Source organism: Arthrobacter sp. FW306-1B-F12A (genome assembly GCF_058781865.1).
In genome coordinates this window covers 18,125-43,731 of the sequence record NZ_JBYSXD010000014.1, presented here as the reverse complement: position 1 = coordinate 43,731, position 25,607 = coordinate 18,125, and the positions used below count along the sequence as shown (strand labels likewise).

At 63.4% G+C, this 25,607-nt stretch carries 24 protein-coding genes and 1 tRNA gene; 5 read left to right on the top strand and 20 right to left on the bottom strand.

Annotated features, from left to right (window positions below):
• Positions 1-3 precede the first annotated feature (3 nt).
• From crcB to AC3WJU_RS09265, 3 genes are read right to left on the bottom strand one after another with little or no spacing between them, the layout of a single operon-like run.
• A complete protein-coding gene (gene crcB, locus AC3WJU_RS09275; protein WP_284991369.1) occupies positions 4-372 on the bottom strand; it encodes a fluoride efflux transporter CrcB in 369 nt (122 codons plus the stop codon).
• On the bottom strand, positions 369-869 hold the full coding sequence (locus AC3WJU_RS09270; protein WP_084784312.1) for a fluoride efflux transporter FluC: 501 nt from the start codon (positions 867-869) through the stop codon (positions 369-371). Before AC3WJU_RS09270 ends, crcB begins: the two co-directional genes overlap by 4 nt.
• A complete protein-coding gene (locus AC3WJU_RS09265; protein WP_059387445.1) occupies positions 866-1,402 on the bottom strand; it encodes a universal stress protein in 537 nt (178 codons plus the stop codon). The genes AC3WJU_RS09270 and AC3WJU_RS09265 overlap by 4 nt, the downstream gene beginning before the upstream one ends.
• Positions 1,403-1,506: 104 nt before the next feature.
• Here AC3WJU_RS09265 and AC3WJU_RS09260 point away from each other — a divergent pair, with 104 nt between their 5' ends.
• Positions 1,507-2,241 (top strand): SOS response-associated peptidase, encoded by a 735-nt coding sequence (locus AC3WJU_RS09260; protein WP_306958925.1) that lies wholly within the window; start codon positions 1,507-1,509, stop codon positions 2,239-2,241.
• Positions 2,242-2,258: 17 nt separating this feature from the next.
• On the opposite strand, the gene AC3WJU_RS09255 is transcribed toward AC3WJU_RS09260, so the two are convergent.
• The 11 genes from AC3WJU_RS09255 to AC3WJU_RS09205 all read right to left on the bottom strand — a co-directional run bounded on the left by AC3WJU_RS09255 (position 2,259) and on the right by AC3WJU_RS09205 (position 16,250).
• Positions 2,259-2,528, bottom strand: coding sequence for a hypothetical protein (locus AC3WJU_RS09255; protein ID WP_148667388.1), 270 nt, complete (start codon positions 2,526-2,528; stop codon positions 2,259-2,261).
• Positions 2,529-2,633: 105 nt separating this feature from the next.
• Positions 2,634-4,979 carry a gluconokinase, GntK/IdnK-type gene (locus tag AC3WJU_RS09250; RefSeq protein ID WP_492259707.1) on the bottom strand — a complete coding sequence of 782 codons (2,346 nt, stop codon included), beginning with the start codon at positions 4,977-4,979 and terminating at the stop codon, positions 2,634-2,636.
• Complete coding sequence (gene manD, locus AC3WJU_RS09245) at positions 4,969-6,198, bottom strand: D-mannonate dehydratase ManD (protein ID WP_059387443.1); 1,230 nt, start codon at positions 6,196-6,198, stop codon at positions 4,969-4,971. The genes AC3WJU_RS09250 and manD overlap by 11 nt, the downstream gene beginning before the upstream one ends.
• Positions 6,199-6,373: 175 nt before the next feature.
• Positions 6,374-7,786: a glucuronide transporter gene (gene uidB / locus AC3WJU_RS09240; protein ID WP_332602001.1), complete on the bottom strand. Its 1,413-nt coding sequence runs from the start codon at positions 7,784-7,786 to the stop codon at positions 6,374-6,376.
• Positions 7,787-8,208: 422 nt separating this feature from the next.
• Entirely contained in the window at positions 8,209-9,531 is a 1,323-nt protein-coding gene (locus tag AC3WJU_RS09235; protein ID WP_492259723.1) for a mannitol dehydrogenase family protein, read from the bottom strand.
• 86 nt (positions 9,532-9,617) lie between these two features.
• The gene (uxaC, locus tag AC3WJU_RS09230) at positions 9,618-11,024 is read right to left on the bottom strand and encodes a glucuronate isomerase (RefSeq protein WP_059387439.1); all 1,407 of its coding nucleotides are present in this window, start codon (positions 11,022-11,024) and stop codon (positions 9,618-9,620) included.
• A gap of 89 nt (positions 11,025-11,113) precedes the next feature.
• The gene (locus AC3WJU_RS09225) at positions 11,114-12,160 is read right to left on the bottom strand and encodes a LacI family DNA-binding transcriptional regulator (protein WP_059387438.1); all 1,047 of its coding nucleotides are present in this window, start codon (positions 12,158-12,160) and stop codon (positions 11,114-11,116) included.
• Between the two features lie 101 nt (positions 12,161-12,261).
• On the bottom strand, positions 12,262-13,428 hold the full coding sequence (locus tag AC3WJU_RS09220; RefSeq protein ID WP_059387437.1) for a Gfo/Idh/MocA family protein: 1,167 nt from the start codon (positions 13,426-13,428) through the stop codon (positions 12,262-12,264).
• Positions 13,429-13,452: 24 nt separating this feature from the next.
• A complete protein-coding gene (locus tag AC3WJU_RS09215) occupies positions 13,453-14,313 on the bottom strand; it encodes a sugar phosphate isomerase/epimerase family protein (protein ID WP_492259706.1) in 861 nt (286 codons plus the stop codon).
• A gap of 41 nt (positions 14,314-14,354) precedes the next feature.
• On the bottom strand, positions 14,355-15,362 hold the full coding sequence (locus AC3WJU_RS09210; RefSeq protein WP_307052534.1) for a Gfo/Idh/MocA family protein: 1,008 nt from the start codon (positions 15,360-15,362) through the stop codon (positions 14,355-14,357).
• Positions 15,363-15,404: 42 nt separating this feature from the next.
• Positions 15,405-16,250, bottom strand: coding sequence for a sugar phosphate isomerase/epimerase family protein (locus tag AC3WJU_RS09205; protein ID WP_307052533.1), 846 nt, complete (start codon positions 16,248-16,250; stop codon positions 15,405-15,407).
• Between the two features lie 386 nt (positions 16,251-16,636).
• Between AC3WJU_RS09205 and AC3WJU_RS09200 the strand changes: the two genes are divergently transcribed.
• Together AC3WJU_RS09200 and AC3WJU_RS09195 are read left to right on the top strand one after the other, a co-directional pair.
• Positions 16,637-17,185 (top strand): gluconokinase, encoded by a 549-nt coding sequence (locus tag AC3WJU_RS09200; RefSeq protein WP_332602006.1) that lies wholly within the window; start codon positions 16,637-16,639, stop codon positions 17,183-17,185.
• Positions 17,182-18,693 carry a GntT/GntP/DsdX family permease gene (locus tag AC3WJU_RS09195; RefSeq protein WP_441432546.1) on the top strand — a complete coding sequence of 504 codons (1,512 nt, stop codon included), beginning with the start codon at positions 17,182-17,184 and terminating at the stop codon, positions 18,691-18,693. The genes AC3WJU_RS09200 and AC3WJU_RS09195 overlap by 4 nt, the downstream gene beginning before the upstream one ends.
• 85 nt (positions 18,694-18,778) lie before the next feature.
• On the opposite strand, the gene AC3WJU_RS09190 is transcribed toward AC3WJU_RS09195, so the two are convergent.
• Positions 18,779-19,423, bottom strand: coding sequence for an NADPH-dependent F420 reductase (locus AC3WJU_RS09190; RefSeq protein ID WP_172465468.1), 645 nt, complete (start codon positions 19,421-19,423; stop codon positions 18,779-18,781).
• A gap of 151 nt (positions 19,424-19,574) precedes the next feature.
• The gene (locus AC3WJU_RS09185; RefSeq protein WP_492259705.1) at positions 19,575-20,711 is read right to left on the bottom strand and encodes an App1 family protein phosphatidate phosphatase; all 1,137 of its coding nucleotides are present in this window, start codon (positions 20,709-20,711) and stop codon (positions 19,575-19,577) included.
• A gap of 215 nt (positions 20,712-20,926) precedes the next feature.
• Here AC3WJU_RS09185 and AC3WJU_RS09180 point away from each other — a divergent pair, with 215 nt between their 5' ends.
• Together AC3WJU_RS09180 and AC3WJU_RS09175 are read left to right on the top strand one after the other, a co-directional pair.
• Positions 20,927-21,367, top strand: coding sequence for a VOC family protein (locus tag AC3WJU_RS09180; RefSeq protein WP_059387432.1), 441 nt, complete (start codon positions 20,927-20,929; stop codon positions 21,365-21,367).
• A 329-nt stretch (positions 21,368-21,696) separates the two neighbouring features.
• Positions 21,697-22,797, top strand: coding sequence for an ATP-binding protein (locus AC3WJU_RS09175; RefSeq protein WP_492259722.1), 1,101 nt, complete (start codon positions 21,697-21,699; stop codon positions 22,795-22,797).
• Positions 22,798-23,035: 238 nt separating this feature from the next.
• Here the strand turns inward: AC3WJU_RS09175 and AC3WJU_RS09170 are convergent.
• The 4 genes from AC3WJU_RS09170 to AC3WJU_RS09155 all read right to left on the bottom strand — a co-directional run bounded on the left by AC3WJU_RS09170 (position 23,036) and on the right by AC3WJU_RS09155 (position 25,601).
• Positions 23,036-23,108 (bottom strand) — tRNA-Ala (locus AC3WJU_RS09170).
• Positions 23,109-23,139: 31 nt separating this feature from the next.
• Positions 23,140-23,940, bottom strand: coding sequence for an SDR family oxidoreductase (locus tag AC3WJU_RS09165; RefSeq protein WP_492259704.1), 801 nt, complete (start codon positions 23,938-23,940; stop codon positions 23,140-23,142).
• A gap of 6 nt (positions 23,941-23,946) precedes the next feature.
• Entirely contained in the window at positions 23,947-24,768 is an 822-nt protein-coding gene (locus AC3WJU_RS09160) for a hypothetical protein (RefSeq protein ID WP_306958935.1), read from the bottom strand.
• Between the two features lie 212 nt (positions 24,769-24,980).
• Positions 24,981-25,601: a GNAT family N-acetyltransferase gene (locus AC3WJU_RS09155; protein ID WP_284991345.1), complete on the bottom strand. Its 621-nt coding sequence runs from the start codon at positions 25,599-25,601 to the stop codon at positions 24,981-24,983.
• Positions 25,602-25,607: the final 6 nt, after the last annotated feature.

The window sequence follows — 25,607 nt, the reverse complement described above, 5'->3', positions numbered from 1 at the left end:
GCCTCAGAACAACAAGACCAGCCCGACGCCGGCCGCCGCGGCTCCGACGCATGCCGCCATGGTGCCCACTCCGTTGAGGAGGGCCAATCCAGTCCGGCCGCTCTGGACAAGCCTGACGGTCTCCAAGCTTGCCGTGCTGAAGGTCGTGTATCCGCCGAGGAATCCGGTGCCGAGAATCAGCTGAAGGGATTCAGGAGCCTGATGTGACATGACCAGCCCGGCCAGGATCCCCATGAGAAGTGACCCGGAGAAGTTGATGAAGATCGTGCCCAACGGCAGCGCAGTCCGGGCCCAGGAACGGACCACCCCATCCACCACGAAACGCGCGGCCGCCCCTGCGCCGCCCGCGAGCGCAATCAAAAGGAGGGTCATTTCAAGGCCTTCTGACCTTGTTGGGTGGACCGGTGCCGGAGCGCCCCAAGCCAAATACCCAGGGTTGTGGCCGCGACACCGCCTAACAGGCTGGCTGCCAGGTACCACATGGCGTCCATGCCGCGTCCTGCTCCGAAGAGGTGCACCGAGTCCAGCGCCAAGGTGCTGTAGGTGGTGTAGGCCCCGAGGAAACCACTACCGATGCCCAAGCGGGCAATCCGGCGGAGGCCGGCGTCGGGTCCGCTCCGGGCGAGTGCTTCGAGGAGCCAGCCAAGCGCGAGCGCACCGGACAGATTGATAAGCAGGGTGGGAAGCGGCCACGCCCCTGGCGCCGGAAGGGCCATGCCGAAACCGTAGCGGCTCAAAGCCCCGAGGATTCCGCCGGCCGCGACGAGCAGAACGAACCGCCCGTGAAGATGGAGCGGGCGGTGCGGTTGCCGGTCCGGTTGCGCCGCCTGGGTTTTGGCTCCGTGCGGCGCGGTGCTGCTTTCCTTCATTGATCCCTGCTTGGGTCGTGACGGCCCAAGGGAACCATGAGCACTGGGCAGTTTTGGCGATGTGCCAGATGCAAGGCTACCGATCCGGTGACTAGTCCTTCAAACCTCGGACCGAGGCCATGTTCCTTGGTTCCCACGACGATCATGGAAGCGTTGATACCCGCCGCATATCGGCCTAGCGACCGGGCAGGCTCGCCGGCGAGCGTCACGAAGGTCCACTGCACACCCGTTCCGTCGAGTTGATCCGCGATGCGGGATCGGAGGGACTCGGTGATGGCCGCGGCGTCGTCGTCGATGCCGTCGGGGTCGATCGCTTGGGCTGTGAGATGCCCGTCCCGGTCCCCTGCCGCCGGAAAGCTCGTGACATCGGCGAAGGCCAGGACCAAGTGCAATCCGGCACTGAGCGCTACTTCGGCGGCTTTCTCAACTACCGCGACCGGCTGGTGCGGGAGCACCCCTGCCAGCACCGGCCCTGTCAAGCGGGCCGGGCTGACCTTGTCCAGCGGCATATCCTCGCCACGCGGGTTGCTCATGGGCCCTCCAAATGTCCGGATGGTCAGGATGCGGGTTCCTCATCTTGCTCCAGTATGGACTTCTACGACTGGCGTTGTCCCAAGCGCTACGCGAGAATGTCGATATGTGCGGTCGGTTCAGTGTCGGTTTCGAAGCAGACTATCTCTCGAGGAAGCTCGGTGCCGTGCTGCGCGGTGATACCGACTATCCCTCGCCAACGCTCCAGATCAACCCGACTGACCCCGTGGTCTTTGTGCGGGGACGCGCCGGGGACGATTCGCTCGGACGCGAGCTCGCGGCCGGGCGCTGGGGCTTGGTTCCGACCTTCTCCAAGTCCTTCGATTCGAAGGTACCCACGTGGAATGCACGCTCGGAAACAGCTGGGTCAATCCCCGCGTTCAGGGCTTCCCTGCCGAAGTGGCGGGCGGTCGTCCCTGCCTCTGCCTACTACGAGTGGAAGAAGTCGGGCCCCGGCCGCAAGGATCCCAAGCAGCGCTACATCGTCGAGCCACAGGACGAGCTGATTACCTTCGCCGGATTGTTTGCGCCATGGCGCGACGAGAGCATCGAGGACAAGTCCGCACCCGGCGCGTGGCGTTTGTCCTGCTCGATCCTGACCATGGATTCCCCTCCCGAAGGCGTTCACGAAAGACTGCACAATCTGCATGACCGGATCCCGGTGCCGATCTCCGCGGACATGATCGACGATTGGATCGACCCCAAGGAAACCAGGGGCCAGGCCCTGTTGGACGCCGTGCTGGGCGAGGCGTATGGCTTGGCGTCGGCATGGACGATGAGGCCCGTGGAACTCATGGACGACAACACCAAGCTGGTGGACGTCGCAAACCCGGCTGCCTGACTCAACGCTCTCTGCGCTCAACGCTCGTAGCGCAGCTCGGCCCTCACGTCCGTGTCCTTTAGCCACGTCATTCTGGTGGCCGATCCGAAGGGATTCGGCCACCACTGCACCAGGACCTTGCCCTCCGACGTCCGGGTGACCATGGCCGGAACATATTGGAGGTACTTCGGCCAAACGAGCTTGGCGATCACGGGCACCCTTGAGACGGTTGACAGCGGTTCCGTTTGGCGCGGAGGCGGGGCGCCGACTGAATTCAACGGCGCGGGATATTCGGGCTGGTCAGGCATGCCCGAATACTACTGCGAGGCCTCGACAATATGGAGGTTGTTCCCGGCCGTGCGGCGGCCACTCCCCCTGCTTCGGGGAAGTGGCCGCCACTCGCTGGAACCGCGCTAAAGCCGGGTGTCGAACGAATCGCAGAACACGTTCTCATTGAACGTTCCCTGGAATTCGGACTTCCCCTGGATTTTCTGGATCGTAGCCCGGATGGCCTCGCGGGTCCCTGCATGGGCGTTGATGGCCGTCTTGACCATTGGCACATCGATCAAGTGGTTCGGCTGGTTCAGGGAGACGAACACCGTGGGAACTTCCGTGACGTACCAAGGGATTTCCGCCGCCATGGGACTGGACCACTTGATACGGATCGCAGCCTCTTGGGCAAAACCCTTGACATTGGCAAAGACGAACGCGGCATCGTACTTTTCCGCGTAGTCACCCGTGGCCTCGTCCGAGATGACGGTCATGAAGTTCACGCCCGACTCCCCCGCAGCTTCGCGTTGCTCCGCCGTCTTGAAGAGGTGGACCTCGAAACCGGCGATTTCAAGTTCTTCCTTGACCGTATCCAGGTAGGCCAACGGATCTGCCCGGGTGAAATCGGAACCGCCGGAGATCCCGTATAGGCGGATGCGCTTATGCGTTTCCGGTGTGATCGGCAGGTTGCCGGCAGTGTCCTTGATCAACGTGACGGTCTTGTCGGCGATTTCGGCGGCGACGGCGAGGTGCGCCTCGCTGCCGATCAGCCGCAGGGCCTCAGGCGACGGCGCCAGTTCTTCCGGCAGTTTCTTGTGCAGCCCCAGGCTGGCCTTCAACCCCAAAATCCGGCGCAGCGCGTCATGCAGGCGCTGATCGCTGACCACGCCTGATTTGTAGCCGTCCAACATGTACTGGAAGTCCTCCGCCGGGTTGCGGAAGAACAGGAACATGTCGCACCCGGCGGCGATGGTGGCCGGGACCAGGTCCTTGCGCTTCTTGGCCTGGGTGAGGCCGACCATTTGGGATGCATCGGTGAGGATCAGTCCGTTGAAGCCGAGTTCGCCACGGAGCAAGTCCTGGAGAAGCTCCGGAGCGAGGGTGGCGGGCAGGATGTCCCTGTCTTCCGTCCCCGGACGGAAATGCCGCGTGAGCTCTGGCGCCCCGATGTGTCCGACCATGATCGACTGGATCCCGTGGCCGATCATTTCCCGGTAAACGTGCCCGTAGCTGGAATTCCACTCCGCGTACCCGAGCGTGTTGTACGAAGTGACCACGTGCTGGTCGCGTTCGTCCACGCCGTCGCCCGGGAAATGCTTGATGGCACAGACAGTGGCCGATTCGCTGATGCCGTCGAAGTACTCCTTGGCGCGCTCCACGACGATGTCCGGAGTGTTGCCGAACGCCCGGGTTGAGATGACCGTATTGCGCCAGTTGTAGTGGATGTCCACGATCGGCGCGAAGGCCCAGTTGCAGCCCAAAGCCGCGGTTTCCACACCGGCCACCTGGCCCATTTTCCGCGCGATGGACTTGTCCGGGTGTGAACCGGCCTGAAGGTGGGTCGACACGAAAGTTCCGTCGTCGCAGCTTCCTGCTCCGCCCATTTCCGGGTTGGAGGCCACCAAAAGCGGGATGCGCGTTTTGGATTGGGCATAACGGATGTGCTGCTGGACAGCGGCGGACGGACCCGGCCTGTACCGCATTCCGCCAACGTGATAGTTCTCCAGCACACCGTCGAGGTACTCCGGGGAGTAATCGTTGTTGTGGTTGATGAAGAGCTGCCCGATTTTTTCCTCAAGGCTCATGCCACGGATGGTGGCATCCACCCACGCAACAGCCTCGTCGTCGAGGTTGAACGGCGCCGACTGGAGGTCGACGTCGAACTGCCGCGCCGGAGTGCCCGCGATACCGGCGCTGCCGGCCGCCGGAGCTTTGGAACCCGCGACGGCGGCAATCCCCGCCAACGCCTCCGAGACCACCTCGCTGACCGGTGCGGCGATGTCGACGACGAACCCGGCCTCGTCGGCGTCGAGCGGTTCCAGGGTGGCGAGCTGCGAATCAAGGAGGGCGGGCGGCATGAAGTGGCCGGAACGCCCTTCTGTCCGTTCCCTGAGTACCTCTTTGCTGCCGTGCAGGTGCAGGAAAACGGTGTCCGGGGCTTTCTCGCGGATGGCGTCCCGATAGCTGCGCCGGAGGGCGGAGCACGCGAGAACCAGCCCGCCGTTGCCGGCGTTGGCGAGTTCGGTGCCCACGGTCGCGAGCCAGGGCCAGCGGTCCTCATCAGTCAGGGGCGTGCCCGCAGCCATCTTGGCAACGTTTTCCACCGGGTGGAGCGAATCGCCGTCGAGAAACGGAACTCCCAGCGCCCGGGCGACGAGGTCTCCGATGGTGGTCTTGCCGCAATCGGAGACGCCCATCACCACGATGCGCCGCGGCTGTTCCGCGGCTGCGCCGGGGTCGCCAGCCACGGCGATGTTCCTACCAGTCATGGACGGTGCCGTCCACGAGGCGGTTGTAGGGCAGGTAGGCCTGCTGGTACGGGAAGGAGTTGGCGGCTTCTTCGTTGAATTCGACGCCGAGGCCCGGCTTGTCGCCGGGGTGCAGGTAGCCGTCGGTGAAGGTCATGGACTGCTCGAAGACCGTGTTGGTCTTGTCCGAGTGCTGCATGTATTCCTGGATGCCGTAGTTGTGGATGGCCAGGCCCACGTGAAGCTGTGCGGCGAAACCGACCGGCGAAATGTCAGTGGGGCCGTGGAAACCGGACTTGATCTGGTACTGCGCGGCGAAGTCCATGACCTTCTTCAGCGGCGAGATCCCGCCGAAGTGCGTTGACGCGGCCCGGACGTAGTCGATCAGCTGTTCCTTGATGAGGGTCTGGAAGTCGTAAACAGTGTTGAAGATTTCACCGATGGCCAGCGGCGTGGTGGTGTGCTGGCGGACCAGGCGCAACCCCTCCTGGTTTTCGGCCGGGGTGCAGTCTTCGAGCCAGAACAGGTCGTACGGTTCCAGGGCCTTGCCGAGCTTGGCTGCCTGGATGGGGGTCATGCGGTGGTGGCCGTCGTGCAGCAGCGGGATTTCCGGGCCGAATTCGTTGCGCACCGCTTCGAAGACGGTGGGCAGGTGGCGCAGGTAGGCGCGGGTGTCCCAGTCTTCTTCCTGCGGAAACGCACCGCGGCCGGCTGGCTCGTAGTCGTAGCGCTCGCCCGAGGCCTGAGCCTGCGCGGCCACGCCGTAGACGGCCTTGATGCCCGGGATCGCGGTTTGGATGCGGATCGACTTGTAACCGAGTTCCAGGTGCTCGCGGACCGAGTCGAACAAGGAAGGGATGTCCGCGCCCGAGGCGTGCCCGTACGCGCGAAGCCCGTTGCGGGAGGCGCCGCCCAGGAGCTGGTACACCGGCAGTCCGGCCACCTTGCCCTTGATGTCCCACAGGGCCATGTCGACGGCGGCGATGGCGGCCATGGTAACCGGGCCGCGGCGCCAGTACGAAGAGCGGTACAGGAACTGCCAGGTGTCCTCGATACGGTGCGGGTCTTTGCCGATCAGCAGCTGCGCGACGTGTTCCTTCAAGTACGCGGCCACTGCGAGTTCACGGCCGTTCAGGGTCGCGTCGCCGATGCCGGTCACGCCGTCCTCGGTAGTGATCCGCAAGGTCACGAAGTTCCGGGTGGGGCTGGTCACGAAGACTTCAGCGGCAATGATTTTCACAGCTGGTCCTTTCAGGGTTGCTGATCGAGGGCTGGACTGGCCCGGATGCGACGAGCACCACAGGGCGGGTAAAGACGATCTTAGGATGGATGACAATTATTGGCAACCGGTTGCTGTATTATTTCGTGGAGATTTTTTCTGGCCCGGCGGTTTCCCGAGCGGTTTCCCCGGCCGTCTACGAGGCAAGTTCCGAGGCTGCCCGCTCGACGGGAGTCGCGGACTCGGCCTCCGCGCCAAATGGCTCTGAGCCGGATGCTTCCAGGGCGCGACGGGCCTTGATTTCGCCCAGGATCTGGGCATGGAACGCGTCGGTCAACTTGTACTTGGCCATAACGACGATCGCGAGGACGGTCATGATGGCGGGCAGCGCACCTGCGGCAAACTGGATGGCTTGCAGGGACTCGGCGCTGTGCGTGGTGCCGGACTTATAACCGCCGGCAGCGAGAGCATATGCGGCAAGGGCGCCGCCGACGGCTTGGCCCGTCTTACGGGTGAAGGAGAACAGTGCGTAGGTGATGCCTTCAGTCCGGACACCGGTTTTCCATTCGCCGTACTCCACAGTGTCTGCTTCCAAGGCCCACACCACGATGTTGACGGCCATCACGCCAAGCATGCTCAGGAGCAGACCCGCGAATCCAACCCAGACGAGGGTGGCCGGAGCGAAGAAGACGATTGCGCCGCCGATGATAGCGAGGAAACCGGCAGCCACGTAGATGGTCTTCTTGCCGAAGTTTCGGACCAACCTCGGCATGAGCGGAGCGAGGGCAAAGGTCACCACAAGCTGGACGATGGAGAGGACAGCGTAAAGATCCAGCCTGCCGAGGACGTCGCGCAAGTAGTACAGCTGCACCGAAGACAGTGCCATGTAGCCGGTCAGGAAGAGGAAGGAGCTGAGGCACAGCATGAGCAGGGGACGGTTTGTCTTGAGCGTCGCCATGCTTTGCTTGAAGGAAACTTTGGGTACCGCACGGTGCACCCGCTCCTTGGCGGTCAGGAACGTGAAGAAGTACAGAGCCGCGCCGATCGCGACGAAGGCCAGAGTAATGATGGTGAACGTGGACTGCAGGTTGGCGCCGGGCTTGATCAGCGGAGCTACGAAGATGCCCAACGCGGAACTGACCAAAAGGGCGCCGACCATGCGGGCGGATCCGAGCTTGGCTCGCTCCCCCGGCTCCTGGGTCATCGCGCCCGCTAGCGAACCGTACGGGATGTTGACCAGCGAGTAGGCCAGGCCCAGCGCCGCATATGTCACGTAGGCATAGAGCAACATCCCTGTTTCGCCGACCTGTGGAATGGAGAAGGCCGCGACACTCAAAAGCAGCAATGGGATGGAGCCGAACATGATGAACGGGCGGAATTTTCCGAAGCGCTTGCTGTAGGCGCGGTCAACCAATCGTCCGGCGAAGACATCGGCGAAAGCGTCGAAGATCCTGACCGTAAGCAACAGGGTGCCGGCGGCCGCCGCGGATATGCCCGCGACGTCGGTGTAGTAGACAAGCAGGAACATGGTGGCGGTAGTGAAGGCAAGGTTGTTGGCGGCGTCGCCAGCCCCATAGCCTAGGATGCTGAGTTTGCTGAGCTTATTCATTGCGGGCTCCTTTACCCTTGCCGGTACCCCATGCCCCGGCTTGCGATGATGGAAAAGCTTCGGCCGACTAGGCCAGAAATTGTTGAAGCTTGATGTAATTCTAGTCACCCTGGCAATCATTCGGCAAGCGGTTGCCAAATGTTTCCATAGAAACTTTCCAACTTCTGAACACATTCAAGATGTGAGCGAGCGATGCCGAAAAGGCCGTCAAAGATGAGCGAGCGTCAGGGGAAAGTGCCACATATCCGAGCGAGCGTCAGTTCCGGCAAACGCCCGCTCACATATGACCCGACTCCGGCGAACGCGCGCTCACATATGACCCGTCTCCGGCGAACGCCCGCTCACATATACCGGGCCAACGACGACGGCGCCCGTCGCCTTCACGGGGAAGGCAACGGGCGCCGTTGAAAGTGCCTGTCGGATTAGCTGAGGTTGCCGGCAGCCGCGAAGGACTCGGCCAAACCCTCAACGAGGTCCACGATCGCCCTGTCTTCAACCAAGTCCGGATCCACGAGGCCGAGCAAAGCCTCGAGCCGGGCACGGCCAGTGAGGAGGTTCGCGGCGGCGATCCCTGCCGCCTGCGGGTCCTGGAGACCTGTTGCCGTGGCAGTGTAGGCGGTCCAGGCCGCGATCATCCGCGCAGCGGCCTGGCCGCTGCGGCCGGCTGCGCGCTCGGCGCGGAGCACAGGCACTGCCCGCATGCGCAGCTTGGTGCTGCCGTCCATGGCGATCTGGGCCAGGTGGTGGGCGATCCGGGAGTTCCCGAAGCGTTCCAGCAGGGCGGCCCGGTACTCGGGGATTCGCAAGTCCTCACCAGGCAGGTTGGAGGCGGCCTCGTCCCAAAAGTCCTCCACGGCCCGTCGGCAGGAATCATCAGCGAGGGCTTCGGCCACTGTCTTGTGTCCACGCAGCTGCCCGGCATAGGCGAGCAGCGAGTGGGCGCCATTGAGGAGCCACAGCTTGCGGTTCTCGTACGGCTCGATCTCGTCCACGAAAACGGCACCCGCGTCCTCCCAGTGCGGTCGCCCAACGGGAAAGTCCCCGCTCAGGACCCAGTTGAGGAACGGCTCGGCGACCACGGGCGATTCGTCGCGGTATCCGCAGGCGGAAGCGACGGCGTCGATGTCGGCGTCCGTGGTCCGCGGCGTGATGCGGTCAACGGAAGTACTGACGAAACTGACATTGGCGTCGATCCAGGCGGCGAGCCCGGCGTCGAAGGCCTTGGCCATCCCCATCACGGCGCTTCTGGCGACGGTCCCGTTGTTGGAGAGATTGTCGCAGCAGACGACGGCGAGTGGGCCGGCGTCGGCATCACGGCGCGCGGCGAGGCCCACCACCAGGCGGCCCAGCGGCGTCGTCGGCTTGCCGGAAGCAGAAGCATCAGCGAGCACGGCGAGGTCCGCGACGACGTCGGGCGCTTGGCTGTCCAGCTTGCCGTCGGCCCCAAGCCGGTAGGCGGCTTCGGTGATGGTGAGCGTGATGAGCGAGGTCAGCGGCGCCGAGACAAGCTCGACAAAACGCTCGACGTCGGCACCGTCAACAGCTTCGACGATGCTGCCGATGACTTCGAAGGAATCACCGGCGTCCGAACGCTCCACCACCGTGTACAAGCCGTCCTGGGCGGCCAGGACCTCCGCGGCATCCGGGCGGCGGCCCGTGAAGGAGGCAATGCCCCACTCGGCCGCGTCGCCTGCATGCTGGGTGTACCACGCCTGGTGGGAGCGGTGGAAGGCCCCCAGTCCCATGTGCACAATGCGTACCGGGGCCTTGGCGATGGGCCTGACGGAGCGGCTCAAGCGGGGAAGCTCCGCAGTTCGCTCGGGTTCGTTGCTCACAGCTTGAAGACCCTTCGGGGTGAGGAGTCGACGACGTCGACGATGATTTCGTGGGCTCGGTCCTCGCTGACACGATGTTCGGCGACGAGGCGCGCAAGGAAGGATGCTTCGATCCGGCGGGAAGCGTCGTGCCGGGCCGGGATCGAGCAGAACGCGCGGGTGTCGTCGATGAACCCCGATGACCGGGAGAAGCCGGTGGTCTCGGTGACGGCGGAGCGGAACCGCAGCATGGCGTCCGGTGCATCGAGGAACCACCAGGGAGCGCCGAGGTACACGGAGGGGTAGAACCCTGCCAGGGGCGCCAGCTCGCGGGAAAACACGGTCTCGTCGAGGGTGAACAGCACCAAGTGGAAGTCCTTGGCCGTGCCGAAGTCCTGGAGCAGGGGGCGGATGGCTTCGGTGTAGTTGGTGGCGAACGGGATGTCGTGTCCAGTGTCCGCTCCGTAGGCCGCGAAGGTGGGCTGGTGGTGGTTGCGGAAGGAACCCGGGTGGATGGTCATGACCAAACCGTCTTCCACCGACATCCTGGCCATCTGGTACATCATGTGGGCTTCGAACGTGTTGCGGTCCTCGGCCGTGGCCTTGCCTGCGCGCGCCAGTTCGAAGATCCGCTCGGCTTCGGCCCGGTCCAGCTTGAGCGTCGCCGGGGTGAGGACGCCGTGGTCCGCGGAGACCGCGCCGTGGTCCACGAAATAACGACGGCGGTTTTCCAGGGCTTTGATGTAGCCGGTGTAGCCGCTAGCGCCGTCGGCGGCGGAATCGACAAGCCGCTCGACGTTGGCACCCCATGCCGGGTGCGCGATGTTCAGGTAGGCATCCGGACGGAAGGTCGGCAGCACGCGGCCGTTGAAGGAGGGGTCCTCGGCAATCGCCTTGTGGCTGGCGAGACTGTCCAGGGGATCGTCCGTGGTGGCCAGGACCTCGATGTTGAAGTCCTTGAAGAGTTGGCGGGGACGGAAATCGGGCTCCACGAGCTTGGCGGCAATGGCGTCATAGCTGGCATCTGCGGACATCTCGCCAAGGTCCGCGCCGAGCTTGAACACGCTGTCGAACTGCGTGCGCAGCCAGTACCCAGACGCCGTGCCTTCGAAGAGGGGCCACGCCTGGACGAACGTCCGCCAGATCTCCCGCGATTCGGACGCGTTGGCGCCTCCCGAGAGCAACTTGTCCATGGGGACTCCGCTGGCGTGGATCAGCCTGGTGACGTAGTGGTCCGGGCTGACCAGGAGCGCGGCCGGATCGGGGAACGGCGTGTTGTGCTCGATGACGGCGGCGTCAACGTGGCCGTGCGGAGAGATGATGGGCAGGTCCTGGACGCGCTCCAGTAGGGAGCGCGCAATGCTGCGCGTCCCGGGATCCGCGGGCAGGAGCCGGTCAGGATTGGCTGCGATCGACTGTGACATAGGTCAATTTTCGGCCGGAAGAATCAATCTGTCAACCGGTTGCCAACTATTGCCACCGCGTTGCATCTTCCACCGAAGATCACTTGAAACTACGCGATCAGCCGCCCGCTGGAACCGCGCACCACGAGCTCCGTGTCCACCCGGACGGCTTCCGCGGGCCCTTCCTGGCCTAGCAACATGTCCAGCAGGAGGGCGGCAGCGCGGGAACCGCACTCCCCCAGCGGCGACCTCACGGTGGTAAGCGCCGGCGTCGTGAAGTCTGCCCCGAAGATGTCGTCGAAGCCTACGATGCTGATCTGGTCCGGAACGTGCATGCCGGCGGCCTGGAGCTCCTGCATGAGGCCTATGGCAAGGAGATCGTTGTAGGTGATTACCGCCGTCGCGCCGCTCGCCAGGACGTCGCGCGCTACTTGGCGGCCGCCGTCGACCGTTGGCTTGGACGATTCCAAGCGGACGGCTCCCAACTTGTACCAATCGCAGGCAGCTTGGACGCCTTCCCAGCGGCGGCGCGACATCCAGGACTGCGGCGGCCCCGCAACATAGGCGAGCTGCTGGTGGCCGTTGGCGGCTAGGCTCCGCACGGCCTGGCCAATCCCCTTGTTGACGTCCGGGACTACGCACGGCACGCCCTCTATTTCGCGATTGATCACGACTACCGGCTTGTCCGCAGCCAAAGCCCGGATCTTTTCGTCGTCCATGCGGGGGCTCGCCAGTATGAGGCCGTCCACCGTGCCCAACATCCTGCGGGCCGCAATCAGTTCGGTTTCAGGCGACTCCGCAGACTCGGCCAACACCAGGGTGTAGTCCCGGGCCGACCCGGTGGTTTCCGCACCGCGGATAATGTCGAAGAACGTCGGGTTGGTGATATCCGCGACGATCAGTCCGATCGTCTGGGTACGGCCGGTGGGAAGCGCCCGGGCGAAGGGGTTCACCTGGTAATTCAGCTGCTCGGCGGCATCCTCGATGATTTTCTGGGTCTTGGCACTGACCCTGCCCGGTTTGCTCAGCGCGCGCGAAACCGTGGAAGGGTTGACTCCCGCGAGCCTCGCGATGTCGTAGATGGTGGGCGAGGATTTCTCCCCGCGTCCGCGCTTGGCGGGGGAAGTTACTGCTCCGGAGTTCGTCGCTTCAGTCACGGCTCAATCGTAATCTGGCTTGGCAACAAAAGCAGGACGGTTGCCAAACCACTCGGCCGGCGACCGCCCTGCTTAAGTGCCCTACTCACGCGCCCTGCGAGCTAGGAGCGCTCGGCGAACTTGCCTTCTTCGCTGATGCGCTTGTTGAGCTCGCGCATGTACTCCTCCTCGTCGAAGTCCAGGGAGACTTCCTTGCCGGTCCAGCTCGACAGGTGGATGGCGTTGGCCAGGCGGACGCCTTTGATGCCGTCCGAGCCGGGTGCCAACAACGGAGTGCCGTCGAGGATGTTGGCCGCGAAGTTCTCCAGGACGCCGGCGTGTTGGCCGCCCCAGGCCGACTCGAACTCGATCACCTCGGTGGTGTAGTAGTCCTCGGCTTTCAATTCGCCCATGAAGAGCTTGCGGACATCGTCCATGTCCATGCCGTCGCTGAGTTCGCGCTCGGGTTTGACCAGGCGTGTGACCGTGGCGGTCTTGCTGTTTTCCACCACGATCTTGCCCTGGTCACCCAGGATCTCGAAGCGGTCCGTGCCCACAAGGTCGTGCGTGGCCGTGACGAAAACTCCGGTGGCACCGTTGCCGTAATCCACGACGGCGGTGACCTCGTCTTCCACGGCGATGTCCCGGCGGAATCCGTACGCCACCTTGGAGTAGACGGACTTCGGCACGCCGCAGATCCACTGCCACAGGTCGAGCTGGTGGGGTGCCTGGTTGACCAGGACGCCGCCGCCTTCGCCGCCCCACGTAGCGCGCCATTCGCTGGAGTTGTAGTAGCCCTGCGGGCGCCACCAGTTGGTGATGATCCAGTTGGTGCGCCGGATGGCCCCGATCTCGCCGTTGTCTACGATCTCCTTGAGCTTCTTGTACAGGGGGTTGTTGCGCTGGTTGAACATGATCCCGAAGGAAAGCTCGGGCTTGGAAGCCGCGAACTCATTGAGCCGCTTGACTTGCTTGGTGTAGACACCAGCGGGCTTCTCGACGAGGGCGTGGATGTTGCGCTTGAGCGATTCGATGCCCATTTCCGGGTGCAGGTAGTGGGGCACGCACGTGACGATCGCATCGACGTCGCCGCTTTCCAGCATCGCGATGTAGTCGTCGTAGAACGGCGCACCTGGGTACAGGGAGGCTGCCAGTTCCTTCTTTGCAGGATCGGTGTCGCAGATAGCGCCGATCACCATGTTCGGAACCAATCCGTCAGTGATGAACTTGGCGTACGTGCCGCCCTGCTGGCCTAGGCCGATGATGCCAAGGCGTACTTTCTTGCTCATGAGTAGATCTCCGTTGTAGTGGGATTAGAAGAGGTCGGCGTGACCCATGGCCACCAGGTTGTCGTATGAAGTCTGCAGGGCTTCCCACACCGTTCGGCCATAGAGCTCGTCCTGCTCCACGAGCAAGTACTCCGCGCCGGCAGCCTGGGCCGCGTGAATGATGGACGGGAAGTCAAGGTTGCCTTCGCCCACTTCGGCAAACTGGACCACGTTCTTGAACTCGGCCATGAAGCCCGCGAGGTCCCCCGTTTCCAGGAGCCCGAAGGCCGATTCCGGCAACTCCCCTATCCGGTAGTCCTTCAGGTGCACCATGGCCGTGCGTCCGGCGTATTTGGCCAGGGTCCGGACGGGATCCAGGCCGCCGCGCTGCACCCAGTGCACGTCGATCTCCATGCCCATGGCCGGGGAGTTTTCGGCGATGATGTCCAGCATGTATGTGCCGTCGAACTTCGCGAACTCGATGTGGTGGTTGTGGTAGTACAAGCCGATGCCGTGTTCCCGGAGGTTTTCGGCGTATTCGTTGGCTTGTTTCGCGAAGTCCACCACGGCGTCGATCGACTTCATCGCCGGGAAGGGCATCATGCCAATCCGCAGGAGGTGGGTGTTGAGCCGCTTTGCGTCGTCAACGATCTTGTCGAAGTGGTCCTTGAGCGAGTCGCCGGGCATGCCCTTGGGCGTCTCCATGGCGACCGAAAGCGCCGCGATGTCCATGCCGAGTTCGCTCCGGGAGCGGTCCAGTTCGGCAACGTTTTCCGGCGTCATCGGGATCTGCGAAATCTCGACGGCGTTGTACCCTATCGCACTGACCTTGCGGAGCGTTTCAAACGCCCCGTCTTCGGCAAAACTGCCCTTCAGCATCATTGCCTGTACGCCGATTTTTGCCACTTTTGTCCTCCGTTGGTTCCGGGCCTTTATGGGCCGCGTGGTTAGCCCACTTGCCCGGAAATGTCCGGGTAGCTTTGGGCGTAGATGTCTTTGACGATCCTGAGTGATTTTTCGGCTTCCGCGGGGCTGATCCAGAAGGGAGCAGGATCCCCGAGCTTGGCATAGAAATCCTTGATCAGGAGTTCGTGGGATACGCCCCAATACGCGCGCCCACCCGATTCCAAGGCACGTTCCGCGATGGTTTCCACGGTGCCGTCGGCATAGCTGACAACAAGGTCGCCCCGGAGGCTGAGCGTGGCCTTTTCGGTCACGATGTCCAGCGTCACCGGTGCGTTGGTGGCATTGGCCAAGGTGGCGTAGAAGACGCTGGTGGCACCGTTTGCGTGCCCGGCGATGAATTCCGCCGTATCCTCCACCTCGATCACGCCGCCAAGCGAGCGCGTGGAGGCGTGGCCCTCCACCTTGGTCACGTCGCCTACCAGCCACTGGAGCAGGTCCACCGTGTGGATGGCCTGGTTCATCATGAGGCCGCCGCCTCCTTCGGCCCAGGTACCGCGCCACGGCCTGTCACGGTAGTACTCGGCCGTCCGGTGCCACATCACGGTTGCCGAGGCGCCGAGAACCTGGCCCAGCCCGCCGTCGTCGAGCAGTCTCCGCATGGCCTGGGACGTCGCGTTGTAGCGGTTCTGGAAACATACGGCGATCTTTGCGGTGCTCCGTTCAGCCGCCTCGACCAGCCGTCGCCCCTCTTCAAGGGTGTGGGCGAGCGGCTTCTCGACGATCACGCTGACTCCGCGCTCAAGGCACTCCGCGGCCAGCGAAGCATGCAGGTGGTGCGGAGTGCAGATATGCACGACGTCGGGCCTCACCGATTCGAGCATCTCCAGGTAGTCCTCGTAACCCGGCACACCGTAGGCGGCCGTTGCCGCCTGGAGGCGACCGGCGTCGGTGTCGCAGACCGCCACGAGTTCAACGTCGTCCATTTTGGCGATTGCTCCGAGGTGCACACTCGATACATCGCCGCAACCGATGACTGCTGCTGTAGGCATTCTTCTCCCTCGAAAGATGTTTTCCTTTGAACCTACAGGCCCTCAGGCGAGGGCAACACCGTTCTTGGCTGCGAGTGCCGCAAAGGCGCGCGCTGCGGCGCCGAAGGCGACGGGTCCGGAGAATCCGCCCAATTCGTGTGTGCTTGCAAGGTGGGGTTCGAGCGAAACGAAGCCGGCAAAGCCATCGGCCTTGAGCGCGGCAATAGTGGCGTCCAATTCGCCGTCGCCTTCGCCTGCAGGCACCACTTCACCTGTCCCGCTGATTGCATCCTTGATCTGGAAGTACTCCAAGTAGGGGCGCAGCACCGCATAAGCCTCGGTGTACGGCTTGACGCCCACCTGGACAAAGTTGGCGCTGTCCCAGGCAACGCGCAGCGCGGGTGAATCGACAGTCTCCATGATGTCCAGGACGCGCTCGGGCGTGTCGCCGTAGATGCCCTTTTCGTTTTCGTGCAGGAGGACGACGCCGGACGCTGCCGCCTCGTTGCTAAGTGCGGTCAGGCGCTCCATGACTGAGTCGCGGATGTCCTCCGGGCTCTGCCCTTCGGCCCGGTAGAAGGAGAAGATGCGGATGTATTTGGTGTCGAGCACCTTGGCCACCGAAATGATCTGGCGCAGCCGGGCGAGCTCATGTTCCACCGGAACACCGACGTCAACCTTGCCGATGGGGCTCGCGACCGCGGAAACCTTCAGGCCCTTCGCGTCCAGGATCGCCTTGAGCCGCCCGACCTCTTCCGGTTCGAGCTCCGAAACGTTGGTGCCCCACGCGCTGCGCACTTCGATATGGCCGGCACCGAGCGCCAGCAGGACTGCGGCCTGGACGGCGGGATCGGGATCCACTTCGTCGCCGAAACCGGACAGGCTCCACACGGCATTGGTTTCAGTCACGGAATTCTCCTTTGGATCCGTTCGCCCGAATGGCGACAAATGGCACCAAATCGTAGTTCACGGGCATGCGTTCGCCTCGAGTCTAGCCACCTTGGTGTCGGATTGACAACCGATTGCCAAATATTGGCAACTTGTGGATGCGCATCGGCCGGACTAAAAACGGGACGCCTGGTTTGTTTTCCGGAAGCAGTGTCCGTATCCCCTCAAGCTTTCCTGGTGTCGGGCTTCACCGGGCCTTGCCGCTTCTGTCCGAGATCGTACAACGCCCCGAATGAGCCGTCGTCAGGCCTGCGCCCCCGGGGCCCGGCCGCCAGGAGATCCACTGCGATTCCCTATGGCACTGAGGCCCACGTGCTGCCAAGATGGGCTCCATGGACCCTCTGGACATGGCGACGACCCCTCTGTCCGAACCCGTTGTGCTGGTTGTCATGGGTGTTTCCGGCTCAGGGAAATCCACGGTTGCCGCACTCCTGGCGGGGCGGCTTGGCTGGGCCTTCGAGGAAGGGGATGCCTTGCATCCCCAAACAAACATCGACAAGATGGCAGCGGGGCATCCGCTGACGGATGAGGACAGATATCCCTGGCTGGAGAAGGTCGCCGAGTGGGTCGACCAGAGGCTGGATCACGGGGAAAACGGCGTCATCACGTGTTCGGCGCTCAAACGGTCCTATCGAAGCATTATTAATCGCCGAGGTTCAGGCGTCGTCTTCGTTTTTCTGTCCGGGACGCCCGAGACTATCAGCGCACGGCTGGCCGAACGCCACGGCCATTTCATGCCCGCCAGTATGTTGGGGAGTCAGTTCGCGGATCTTGAAGAGCTGTCTCCGGGTGAGCCCGGAATCCGGATCGACGTTGGCCCGGCTCCAGGAGTGATTGCCCAACAAATCATGGACAAGTTCGGCCTGCGGCCGAGCGGAACAGGACGAGAACCATGAACGGAATCTCCATCCTCAGCAGGCCCCTCGCCGGGGTAGCCACGGACGCCACTACGGATGCGATGCATCAACCTTGGACCGGCCACGACACCCAAGTACTTGTTGTGGCGGCCATCGGCATCGCGATAGTCGTCTTGCTGATCGTCTGGGCAAAGATGCATGCTTTCCTGGCATTGAGCATCGGCGCCCTCTTCGTCGGCATTGCTTCGGGCATTTCCTTGGACAAGGTGACAACCTCCTACGAAAATGGCGTCGGCGGCGTGCTGGGCTACGTGGGTGTGCTCATCGCCTTGGGAGCCATGCTGGGCAAGCTGCTGGCTGATTCCGGCGGCGCGGACAAGATCGTGGACACGCTCCTCCATGGCCGGCCTGCAACGCTGCCCTGGAAGATGGCGCTCATCGCCGGCATCATCGGCATACCCATGTTCTTCGAGATCGGGCTCGTGCTGCTCATTCCCGTGGTGATGCTCGCTGTGCACCGCTCCAAGGGCCCGGCAATGCGTCTTGGCATTCCGGCCTTGGCCGGTTTGTCGGTCCTCCACGGTTTCATCCCGCCGCACCCGGGCCCGTTGGCCGCGATCGGCATCCTGCACGCCAATGTCGGTGTGACCCTCGCGTTTGGACTACTCATAGCCATTCCGACCGTGATCATCGCTGGTCCCCTCTTTGGTCGTCTCGCCGCACGGATCGTGCCGATCGGAGCCGCAGGCGCTGGCCTCGCCGTTACCGTTGGAGCCGGCGAGAACGCCGAGACGGCCAGATCGCAAGGCCCCGGCGCGAAGGCCGCCAGTTCGCGCGGCGACGCGCCCGTCGGCAAGGCGCAGGATCCACAAGCAACGCGCAGCCCGTCCTTTGGCTGGACCTTGGTGACCCTGCTGTCACCGTTGGTGCTCATGCTGATCAAAGCCGGGGCAGACATTTGGATGGACAAGAACGCGCCGCTCCGGCCTCTGCTGGACTTCATCGGCGACCCGGTCTTTGCCCTGCTCGTGGCGGTGCTTTTGGCAATGGTGACTTTCGGTACGAGGGTCGGCTTCTCAGCCTCCATTCTGACGAAGAAGATCGGCGAGAGCCTGTTGCCGATCGTCGGGGTCATGCTTATCGTCGGCGCGGGCGGCGGCTTCAAACAAGTACTCGTCGACGGCGGCACCGGAACCGCGATCGCCAAGATCGCGGTCGCTGCCAGCCTGTCGGCACTGGTGCTGGGTTGGATCATCGCAGTTCTGATTCGTCTTGCCACCGGCTCGGCGACTGTTGCCACAGTGACGGCCGCAGGAATCATCGCACCGCTGGCAACCGGCTTGTCCCCGGCTCAGCTGGCGCTGGTTGTGCTCGCCATCGGTGCCGGATCGCTGTTCTTCTCCCATGTCAATGACGCCGGCTTCTGGCTGGTCAAGGAATACTTCGGACTGACGGTAGGCCAGACGATCAAGACCTGGTCAGTCATGGAAACGATAATTTCCGTCGTCGGATTCGGATTCACGCTGCTGCTATCCGTTTTCGTCTAGTCAGGACCGGCACAACGAAGGCTCTCCGAACCTGCGATTCCGCAGTTCGGAGGGCCTTCGCTTCGTCCCGCCGCCGCGATCTGCTCTAGAGGGAGGCACGCGCCTCATCGGCGTTCAAAAGCCTTCCACCAAGCCCGCCATTCTGGTGAAGATCGCCTCGCATCAACTCGAGCCTGCCGGCCGCCTCGATTCCGCCGGCTTTGACCGGGTCAAAGCCAGCGACACGAATGAGCCGCTCCACCGTTTCGGCCGCAGCGTCGTCGTCGGTTGCGTAAAACAGAACTGCCCGCCCGGATGGCCGGTTGGCTGCCGAACCCAGCGCGTCGGCACCCAATGTGCCGAAGGCCTTCACGAAATGCGCGCCATCAGGGAGAAGGTCTGCCACGATCGATGCTGCTGATTGGCCCTCCGGCAGCGTCGTGGTGTAGCCGCCGTGGCCATCAGGCCCGATCGGGTTGGTCGGGTCGATGACGACCTTGCCGACCAGGGCGTCTGACAGTTGGGAGATGAGTTCCTTCTCGGTGTCCAGCCACACGGCCATCACGACAGCTTCAGCCTGTGACACGGCATCGCCGACGCTCGCCGAACTCGCCAATGCACCGAGCTCAGCGGCCAACGATTCAGCATGGGATTGATCGCGGGCCGCCAAGACCACCGGCTCGCCGCCTTGAACAAGATGGCGGGCGACACTGGACCCGATGTTGCCGGTTCCAATAATTGCAGTTGTCACGTCAACCTCCAGATCATGGTTATCGAGAATTCCCCTGTTCTGATCGTACGCGCGGCGCAAATTGCCAACCATAGGCTGCTTGTCTGCGAGATGAGTCGGCACCGCCTGCTGTTCTCACCGGGCGGGGATCCGACGTCGGTCAGCTGCGGGCCTACGGCGTCTCGGGCACGTCTGCGGGCCGGACGCTGCGCCGGATAATGCCCAGCTGCTCGAGCTGGGCCGACATCCCTGCACCGTCCGGAGAGTAAATCCAGGGAATCCCCGGCGTGGGCTGAGCCGCGGACTTTGACCGCCCGCCTGCGAGCACCGCTTCCCCGACGGAAAGCTGGCGGATCGCGATTGCCCTGACGTTCTGCGGATGGCGTTGGGCGAACTCGGCGTAGATCGCTTCGTCGTGCTGTCCGTCGTCACCTACCAGCAACCACTTGATGCCGGGGAACTCCGCCGCGAGACGTTCCAACGAACTCCTCTTGTGCTCCTGTCCGCTGCGGAACCAGTGGTCCGGGGTGGGACCCCAGTCGGTCAGGAGCTTGGGACCGGCGGGATATAAATTGCGGGACAGGAAGCGTGACAGTGTCGGAGCGACGTTCCACGCTCCGGTCGACAGGTACACCACGGGGGCCGACGGCGCCGTCCTCACGATCCGCTCATACAGCACAGCCATGCCCGGCGTCGGGGTCCTCGCGTGTTCGTCGAGTACGAAGGTGTTCCAGGCGGCTAGGAATGGACGGGGCAGCGCCGTGACCATCACGGTATCGTCAATGTCGGAGACGACACCGAAGTCTGCGTCGTCCGCGACGATTTGCACAGGGGCTTCCACGATCCTGGATCCGCCGGATTGCACGGTGATCATATGCCAGCCGACGTCGAGGGCTGCCGGGATTTGGGCGTCGACGACACCTCCGCGGTCGGCTTCGACGTCGTGGTCGATGCCCGCAATCGTCACCCGCACGGTGGCATGTGCCACGGGCGCGCTCGTGAAATTGCGCCAACCGCGCATGCCATCTTTCAGCGGTTTGAGCTTACCTGCCTGGGTGCCGCTCCCGCCGTCCCGTGGTTCACTGCGGACAATGCGCGCCAAAACCCGGACCCATGAGGTGGTGCCGTAACCGGTGTAAGGGATGACGGTCTCCACCCGACCGCGCCGGATCGCGAGACGCGTCTGGAACCTGAGCCAGGCATCGTCGATCCTCAGGGCCAGGTGGCGGCCTGCGCCGCTCGACGACGTCGGGCCCACGCTCTCAACGCTGTTGGACAGAGCGCGCGGCTTCACAGGGAGGGGACACATGCGTCCAGTCTGACATGGCGCTCCCCAAGCCTACGCACGGGCCGTGCCGGCCAATCCGCTGGTTTGCGCACACGGAGCCGGGCCGCCGACCTGGATCCCTGCCCGTACACCGTGCCAGCCGCGCGCCGGACCCTTTCTCCCAACGTGAATCCGCCGTAAAGTCCCCGGTAGGCTCCGTCCTGGACCGTGCAAACGAACACTTGGAGGTTTTTCTCATGTCGCGCATCATGCGGTTCGACCACGTCGGCGTCACTGTTCAGGACCTCGACCACGTGGCGGCGTTCTTCGTGGGACTCGGGCTCGAGATCGAGGGCCGGACCTTTGTGGAGGGCGAGTTCATTGATACGGTCACAGCGATCCCGGACTCCCGCACCGAGATCGTCATGTTGCGGACACCAGGCGGAGGAACCGGGGTGGAGCTATCCAGCTTCGTCAGGCCAGATCCGCAGCCGGGATCGCCCGCCGCCATGGCCAACGAACTTGGGCTGCGCAGCTTGTCTTTCGAAGTCGACGATCTTCAAGCGAGGGTCGACCGGTTGGCTTCGGAGGGGTACGGGTTGGTCGGTGGCATCGGCCAGTACGAGGGAGCCTGGCGCATGGCGTACGTTCGAGGTCCAGAGGGGATCATTGTGTCCCTGGCTGAGCGGATGAGCTAAGGATCGGCACGAGCAAGGCCCTCCCACCCAACGTTTCCGCAGGTCAAAGGGCCTTCACTGTGGAGCTAAGGAGATTCGAACTCCTGACCTCTTCTTAGGGGAGGGCATATTTCGTTGTCTTCCAAGGGTTGCCCTCTCCAAACGCGCGAATGCTGCATCTTCGTCTTCGGCGCCGTCCTTCCGACGCAGATCGTCTACCCCCGATGGACCCCTCAGTGGCTCGGATCCGAGGACCACGAGTATCATGGCCAAAAGTTCACCAAATTCACCCGGATACCCAAATTCACCAAATTCACCCAAATTCACCTGAGGAACGTGGCGTGCTCAACATGGACAACCCGTTCCGGCCTACGGCCGGAGCCACCCCACCGGAAGTCATCGGCCGCTCCGGACTCCTGGATGAATTCGAATATGGCCTTCAGCTCGGTTCCGGAGCCCCTGGACTCCTGTCCATCTTCACCGGTGCCCGCGGCATCGGCAAGACGGTCATGCTGGGAGCTGCCCATGACCTTGCCCAGGAGCACGGATGGGCAGTGGTGGCCGAGACCGCGACCGGAACCTTCATGGGTCGGATCGGCGAAAAGATGCGCCGAATCATCCAGGAGCTTGACGACCAACCCGAATCCCGCCGTCGTATCACAGGGATTTCGATTGCCGGGTTCAGTGTCACGTCCCAACTTTCGCCCGAACGCCAGGTGGACTGGTGGGAACTGGGGGAAACACTCCTGAAGCTTCTCGACGAACGCGGGACCGGGCTCCTCATCACCGTCGACGAGATCCATGCCGCCGACCGAGCCGAACTGGCCCAGCTGGCGGCCAACGTCCAGCACTTCATCCAAGACCGGCTGCCCATCGCACTGATCTTTGCAGGCCTTCCCTCTGCCGTATCGGATCTCCTGAACGAGGGCGTGGCAACATTCCTTGGCAGAGCCGACAAGATCGATCTCCATGCCGCCGCGGTACGCGATGTCGAGACATCCTTCACGGAAACCTTCGCCGCCGCCGGGATCACCATCGACCCGGACCTGGTGCACAAGGCAGCGACAACCACCGGAGGCTACCCCTTCCTCATCCAACTGGTCGGCTACTTCCTCTGGCGCGAGGCCGAGAATAACAACGGCGGCCTCTCCTCCGCCGCCGTCGACCGGGCAATTGCCGCCGCCATCCGACGCAACGAACGCGTCGTCATTGAAGCCGCCCTCGCCGCGGCATCCGCCAAAGACCAGGAGATCCTGCACGCAATGGCCATCGACGATGGACCCTCCACGGCCGGGGACATCGTCCGGCGGACCGGTTCACGGCCCACTCTCGTGGCCAAATACCGGACCAGACTCCTCGCCGCAGGCCTCATCGAATCAACCGGCCACGGAAAAACCGACTTCGCCATCCCCGGACTGCGGGAATACCTCCGCAAAAATCAGCCACACTGACCGCTGCCGGTCGGCGACGGACCTCCTCCACCCACCCGGCAGAGACTTCCAGCAAGCGGGGCTCAGACCCGCTCGAGTTTGCGGAGGCGCTCTCCCGCAAACGGCATGACCGAGAGCGTTAAACAGGTTCTCGCTGTGGTGCCGGGGCCGGGAGGATATGGCCGTGTGGTTGGCCCAATTTTTGGCACAAGAAAGGTCCTCCCACCCAACGTTTCCGCAGGTCAAAGGGCCTTCACTGTGGAGCTAAGGAGATTCGAACTCCTGACCTCTTCGATGCGAACGAAGCGCTCTACCAACTGAGCTATAGCCCCTGGTCAACTGTGCATTGCCAGTGTCCCTAGGCTACAAACTATCTTCGCGCTTTGCCAACCACGACTCGAACGTGTCAGTCCCGGTCCGCTGGCTTGGCACCAAATTCAGTCCGTTCCGAAGATATTTGCCCATCGCTCCGGGCAACGGCACCTCTACGATCCGTCCAGAACGCCCGGTCGCCTTGAGCCAGATCTCAGCGAGTTCACGCATGGTCCGGATGTCCGGTCCGCCGATGGTTCGTGTCCGGTGTCGCTCAGCGGAAGGTTCCCCCATGGCCTCGGCAAGCAACTCCGACGCCACGTCCAAAGGCGAAATCGTTTGAAAGCGGGCACCCTTGAAGACCGGGATGAGGCGAATTTTCGCCGCGGCCTGGAAAACCGCCGTCACGAGGCTGTGGAACTGGGTGGCCCGCACAACAACCGTCTCAAGCGCAGAATTCGCGTAGACCCGTTCTTTGTCTGCCTTGGAGACATAAAACGCCGCGTTGCTCTGGTCGCAGTTGATGATCGAGAGGACAACAGCCTTGCGGACACCGGCACCGGAGGCCGCAGCGAGCAGGCGCGCGCCGCCGTCGGCGAAATTCTTGAGGGCTTTCCCGAACTGCCCTTCCAAGCAATCGATCACGACGTCGGCCCCGTGCAGGGCTTCTGCCAGCCCGGCCCCTGTGGTGACGTCAGCCTGAAAGTAGCGGGCGCCGTCGTGATGGGCTGGCGACGTGCCCGACGGCGGGCGGCGGCTCAGCACCGTCACGTCGAGTCCGGCGTCGAGCGCCAAGCGGACGACTTCACGGCCCACCTGTCCCGTGCCACCTGCGACGCAGACAGTAGTCAAGGGAGGCTATGCCCGGCGGCGCTGCAAAACGTCGTCGAGGTTGCTGAGGGCACTCTGGGGCTTGCCGTGCTGTACCTGGACCGACGGACCCGCGGACGGCGCGCTGGCCGGCTTCAACGTCGGCTTGCCGAGCGGCTTGGGGGCCTCAGGCAAGTCGAGGGGTTCGGGCGCCGGTCGAGGCGCCTTGGCGGCGTCGACGTATGTTGGTTTGGGTACGTCCACCGGCCGCCATTCAGACTCTTTGGATTCCGCCGTAAACCGGACTGTGTTGTCGCCCGCGGCGACGGCAACGTTAAGGGCGGCCTGACGGAGCTCGACGGCGGTCAGTCGGGTGGCCTCACGGGCGTGGGCTTCGGCGTCGAAGATCTTGGTCGCAGGCCGGTCCGACGCCGGCGCACTTTCTCGGGGGCTCTCGACCGCGGGACCCATTGCATTACGGAAGGCCCTGTTCATCTTCGCCCGGCGGTCCCTGATGGCGAGCCGGCGAAGTAGGAAAACGGTCCCGACCACACCGACGATGGATGCCAGCGGCAGCCAACCCGAAACGAGGCCAAGAATGCGAAGAACGCCTGAAACGGCCGCCGTGAGCAGCAGGAGGAGACCGCCGAGTGCAAGGGCGCAGCGCCCGTATCTGACTTTGAAGACCGCCGCATCCGATGCAGCATCACGCCGTTCGCCGGCGCCGGCCGATACCTCGGGCAATGCGGTTGCGGTGCTCTGCATGGTTTCCATTGCTTTCTCCTGCCGAGGGGTGATTGACAGAACCACCCCGGCTTGCAGTTCATGAGCGTCTTCGTCGATGACATCTGCCGGGATGTCACCGGCCATTTGGACGTGGTTGTGACGATTCCGCAGTATGTATGGCGCAACCCAAACAATCCACAGCGCGACAGCAATGACCAATATCACCGAGCTGCTGAGAGGGAAGTCCACAATCAAAACCGTAGAAGGAAATACGCAGAGGCCGCCGCATTGCCCACGGTGTGTCGTCGGAGAGTCGGCAAATCAATGGATTTACCGGCTCTCATCCACTGGGCCGACTAGTTGGCTCCGCGTCTCAGCCAAGCGGCCAGCAAACCGCCGGGGACCTCTTCCGAGGTCAACGCAAAGCTTCGGTGGTCAGCCCATTCCCCGTTGATGTGGAGGAAACGCTCACGGCGGCCTTCGTCACGGAATCCCAGCTTCTCAACGACGCGTAGGCTCGGCCCGTTCTCGGGCCTGATGTTGATCTCCATCCGGTGCAGGCCCAGAGCCTCAAAGCAATGGTCGGTGGCCATGGCAACCGCGGTGGGAGCTATTCCGCGGCCGGCCCGCGCCTGGTCGACCCAATAACCAAGCGTGGCCGTCATCGCCGACCCCCACATTATCGAGGAGACCGTGAGCTGCCCGACGATCCTGGGCTCGGGGAACCCGGGAATGCGCTCCGTGATCACGAACGGAAGGGCACTCGCTTGCCGAGCCTGCGAGTTGAGGGAAGCCACCATCTGCCGATAATTCGGCAGGCGACCGCCAGGGGCCGGGTTGGAGGCTTCCCAAGGCGCCAGCCAATCACTGTTGCGTGAGCGGACCTCGGTCCATTCCTTCTTGTCCCGGTAGTGAATGGGACGCAAGATGAGGTCGCCACTCTCCAGCGTCACCGGCCAAATGGCCGATCCCCACACGATGAG

Excerpts from the sequence above, each read along its gene's own strand:
- crcB (WP_284991369.1), bottom strand. The coding sequence starts at position 372 with ATGACCCTCCTTTTGATTGCGCTCGCGGGCGGCGCAGGGGCGGCCGCG.
- AC3WJU_RS09270 (WP_084784312.1), bottom strand. The coding sequence starts at position 869 with ATGAAGGAAAGCAGCACCGCGCCGCACGGAGCCAAAACCCAGGCGGCG.
- AC3WJU_RS09265 (WP_059387445.1), bottom strand. The coding sequence starts at position 1,402 with ATGAGCAACCCGCGTGGCGAGGATATGCCGCTGGACAAGGTCAGCCCG.
- AC3WJU_RS09260 (WP_306958925.1), top strand. The coding sequence starts at position 1,507 with ATGTGCGGTCGGTTCAGTGTCGGTTTCGAAGCAGACTATCTCTCGAGG.
- AC3WJU_RS09255 (WP_148667388.1), bottom strand. The coding sequence starts at position 2,528 with ATGCCTGACCAGCCCGAATATCCCGCGCCGTTGAATTCAGTCGGCGCC.
- AC3WJU_RS09250 (WP_492259707.1), bottom strand. The coding sequence starts at position 4,979 with ATGACTGGTAGGAACATCGCCGTGGCTGGCGACCCCGGCGCAGCCGCG.
- uidB (WP_332602001.1), bottom strand. The coding sequence starts at position 7,786 with ATGAATAAGCTCAGCAAACTCAGCATCCTAGGCTATGGGGCTGGCGAC.
- AC3WJU_RS09235 (WP_492259723.1), bottom strand. The coding sequence starts at position 9,531 with ATGGGACTGGGGGCCTTCCACCGCTCCCACCAGGCGTGGTACACCCAG.
- uxaC (WP_059387439.1), bottom strand. The coding sequence starts at position 11,024 with ATGTCACAGTCGATCGCAGCCAATCCTGACCGGCTCCTGCCCGCGGAT.
- AC3WJU_RS09220 (WP_059387437.1), bottom strand. The coding sequence starts at position 13,428 with ATGAGCAAGAAAGTACGCCTTGGCATCATCGGCCTAGGCCAGCAGGGC.
- AC3WJU_RS09210 (WP_307052534.1), bottom strand. The coding sequence starts at position 15,362 with ATGCCTACAGCAGCAGTCATCGGTTGCGGCGATGTATCGAGTGTGCAC.
- AC3WJU_RS09200 (WP_332602006.1), top strand. The coding sequence starts at position 16,637 with ATGGCGACGACCCCTCTGTCCGAACCCGTTGTGCTGGTTGTCATGGGT.
- AC3WJU_RS09195 (WP_441432546.1), top strand. The coding sequence starts at position 17,182 with ATGAACGGAATCTCCATCCTCAGCAGGCCCCTCGCCGGGGTAGCCACG.
- AC3WJU_RS09185 (WP_492259705.1), bottom strand. The coding sequence starts at position 20,711 with ATGTGTCCCCTCCCTGTGAAGCCGCGCGCTCTGTCCAACAGCGTTGAG.
- AC3WJU_RS09180 (WP_059387432.1), top strand. The coding sequence starts at position 20,927 with ATGTCGCGCATCATGCGGTTCGACCACGTCGGCGTCACTGTTCAGGAC.
- AC3WJU_RS09175 (WP_492259722.1), top strand. The coding sequence starts at position 21,697 with ATGGACAACCCGTTCCGGCCTACGGCCGGAGCCACCCCACCGGAAGTC.
- AC3WJU_RS09160 (WP_306958935.1), bottom strand. The coding sequence starts at position 24,768 with ATGGCCGGTGACATCCCGGCAGATGTCATCGACGAAGACGCTCATGAA.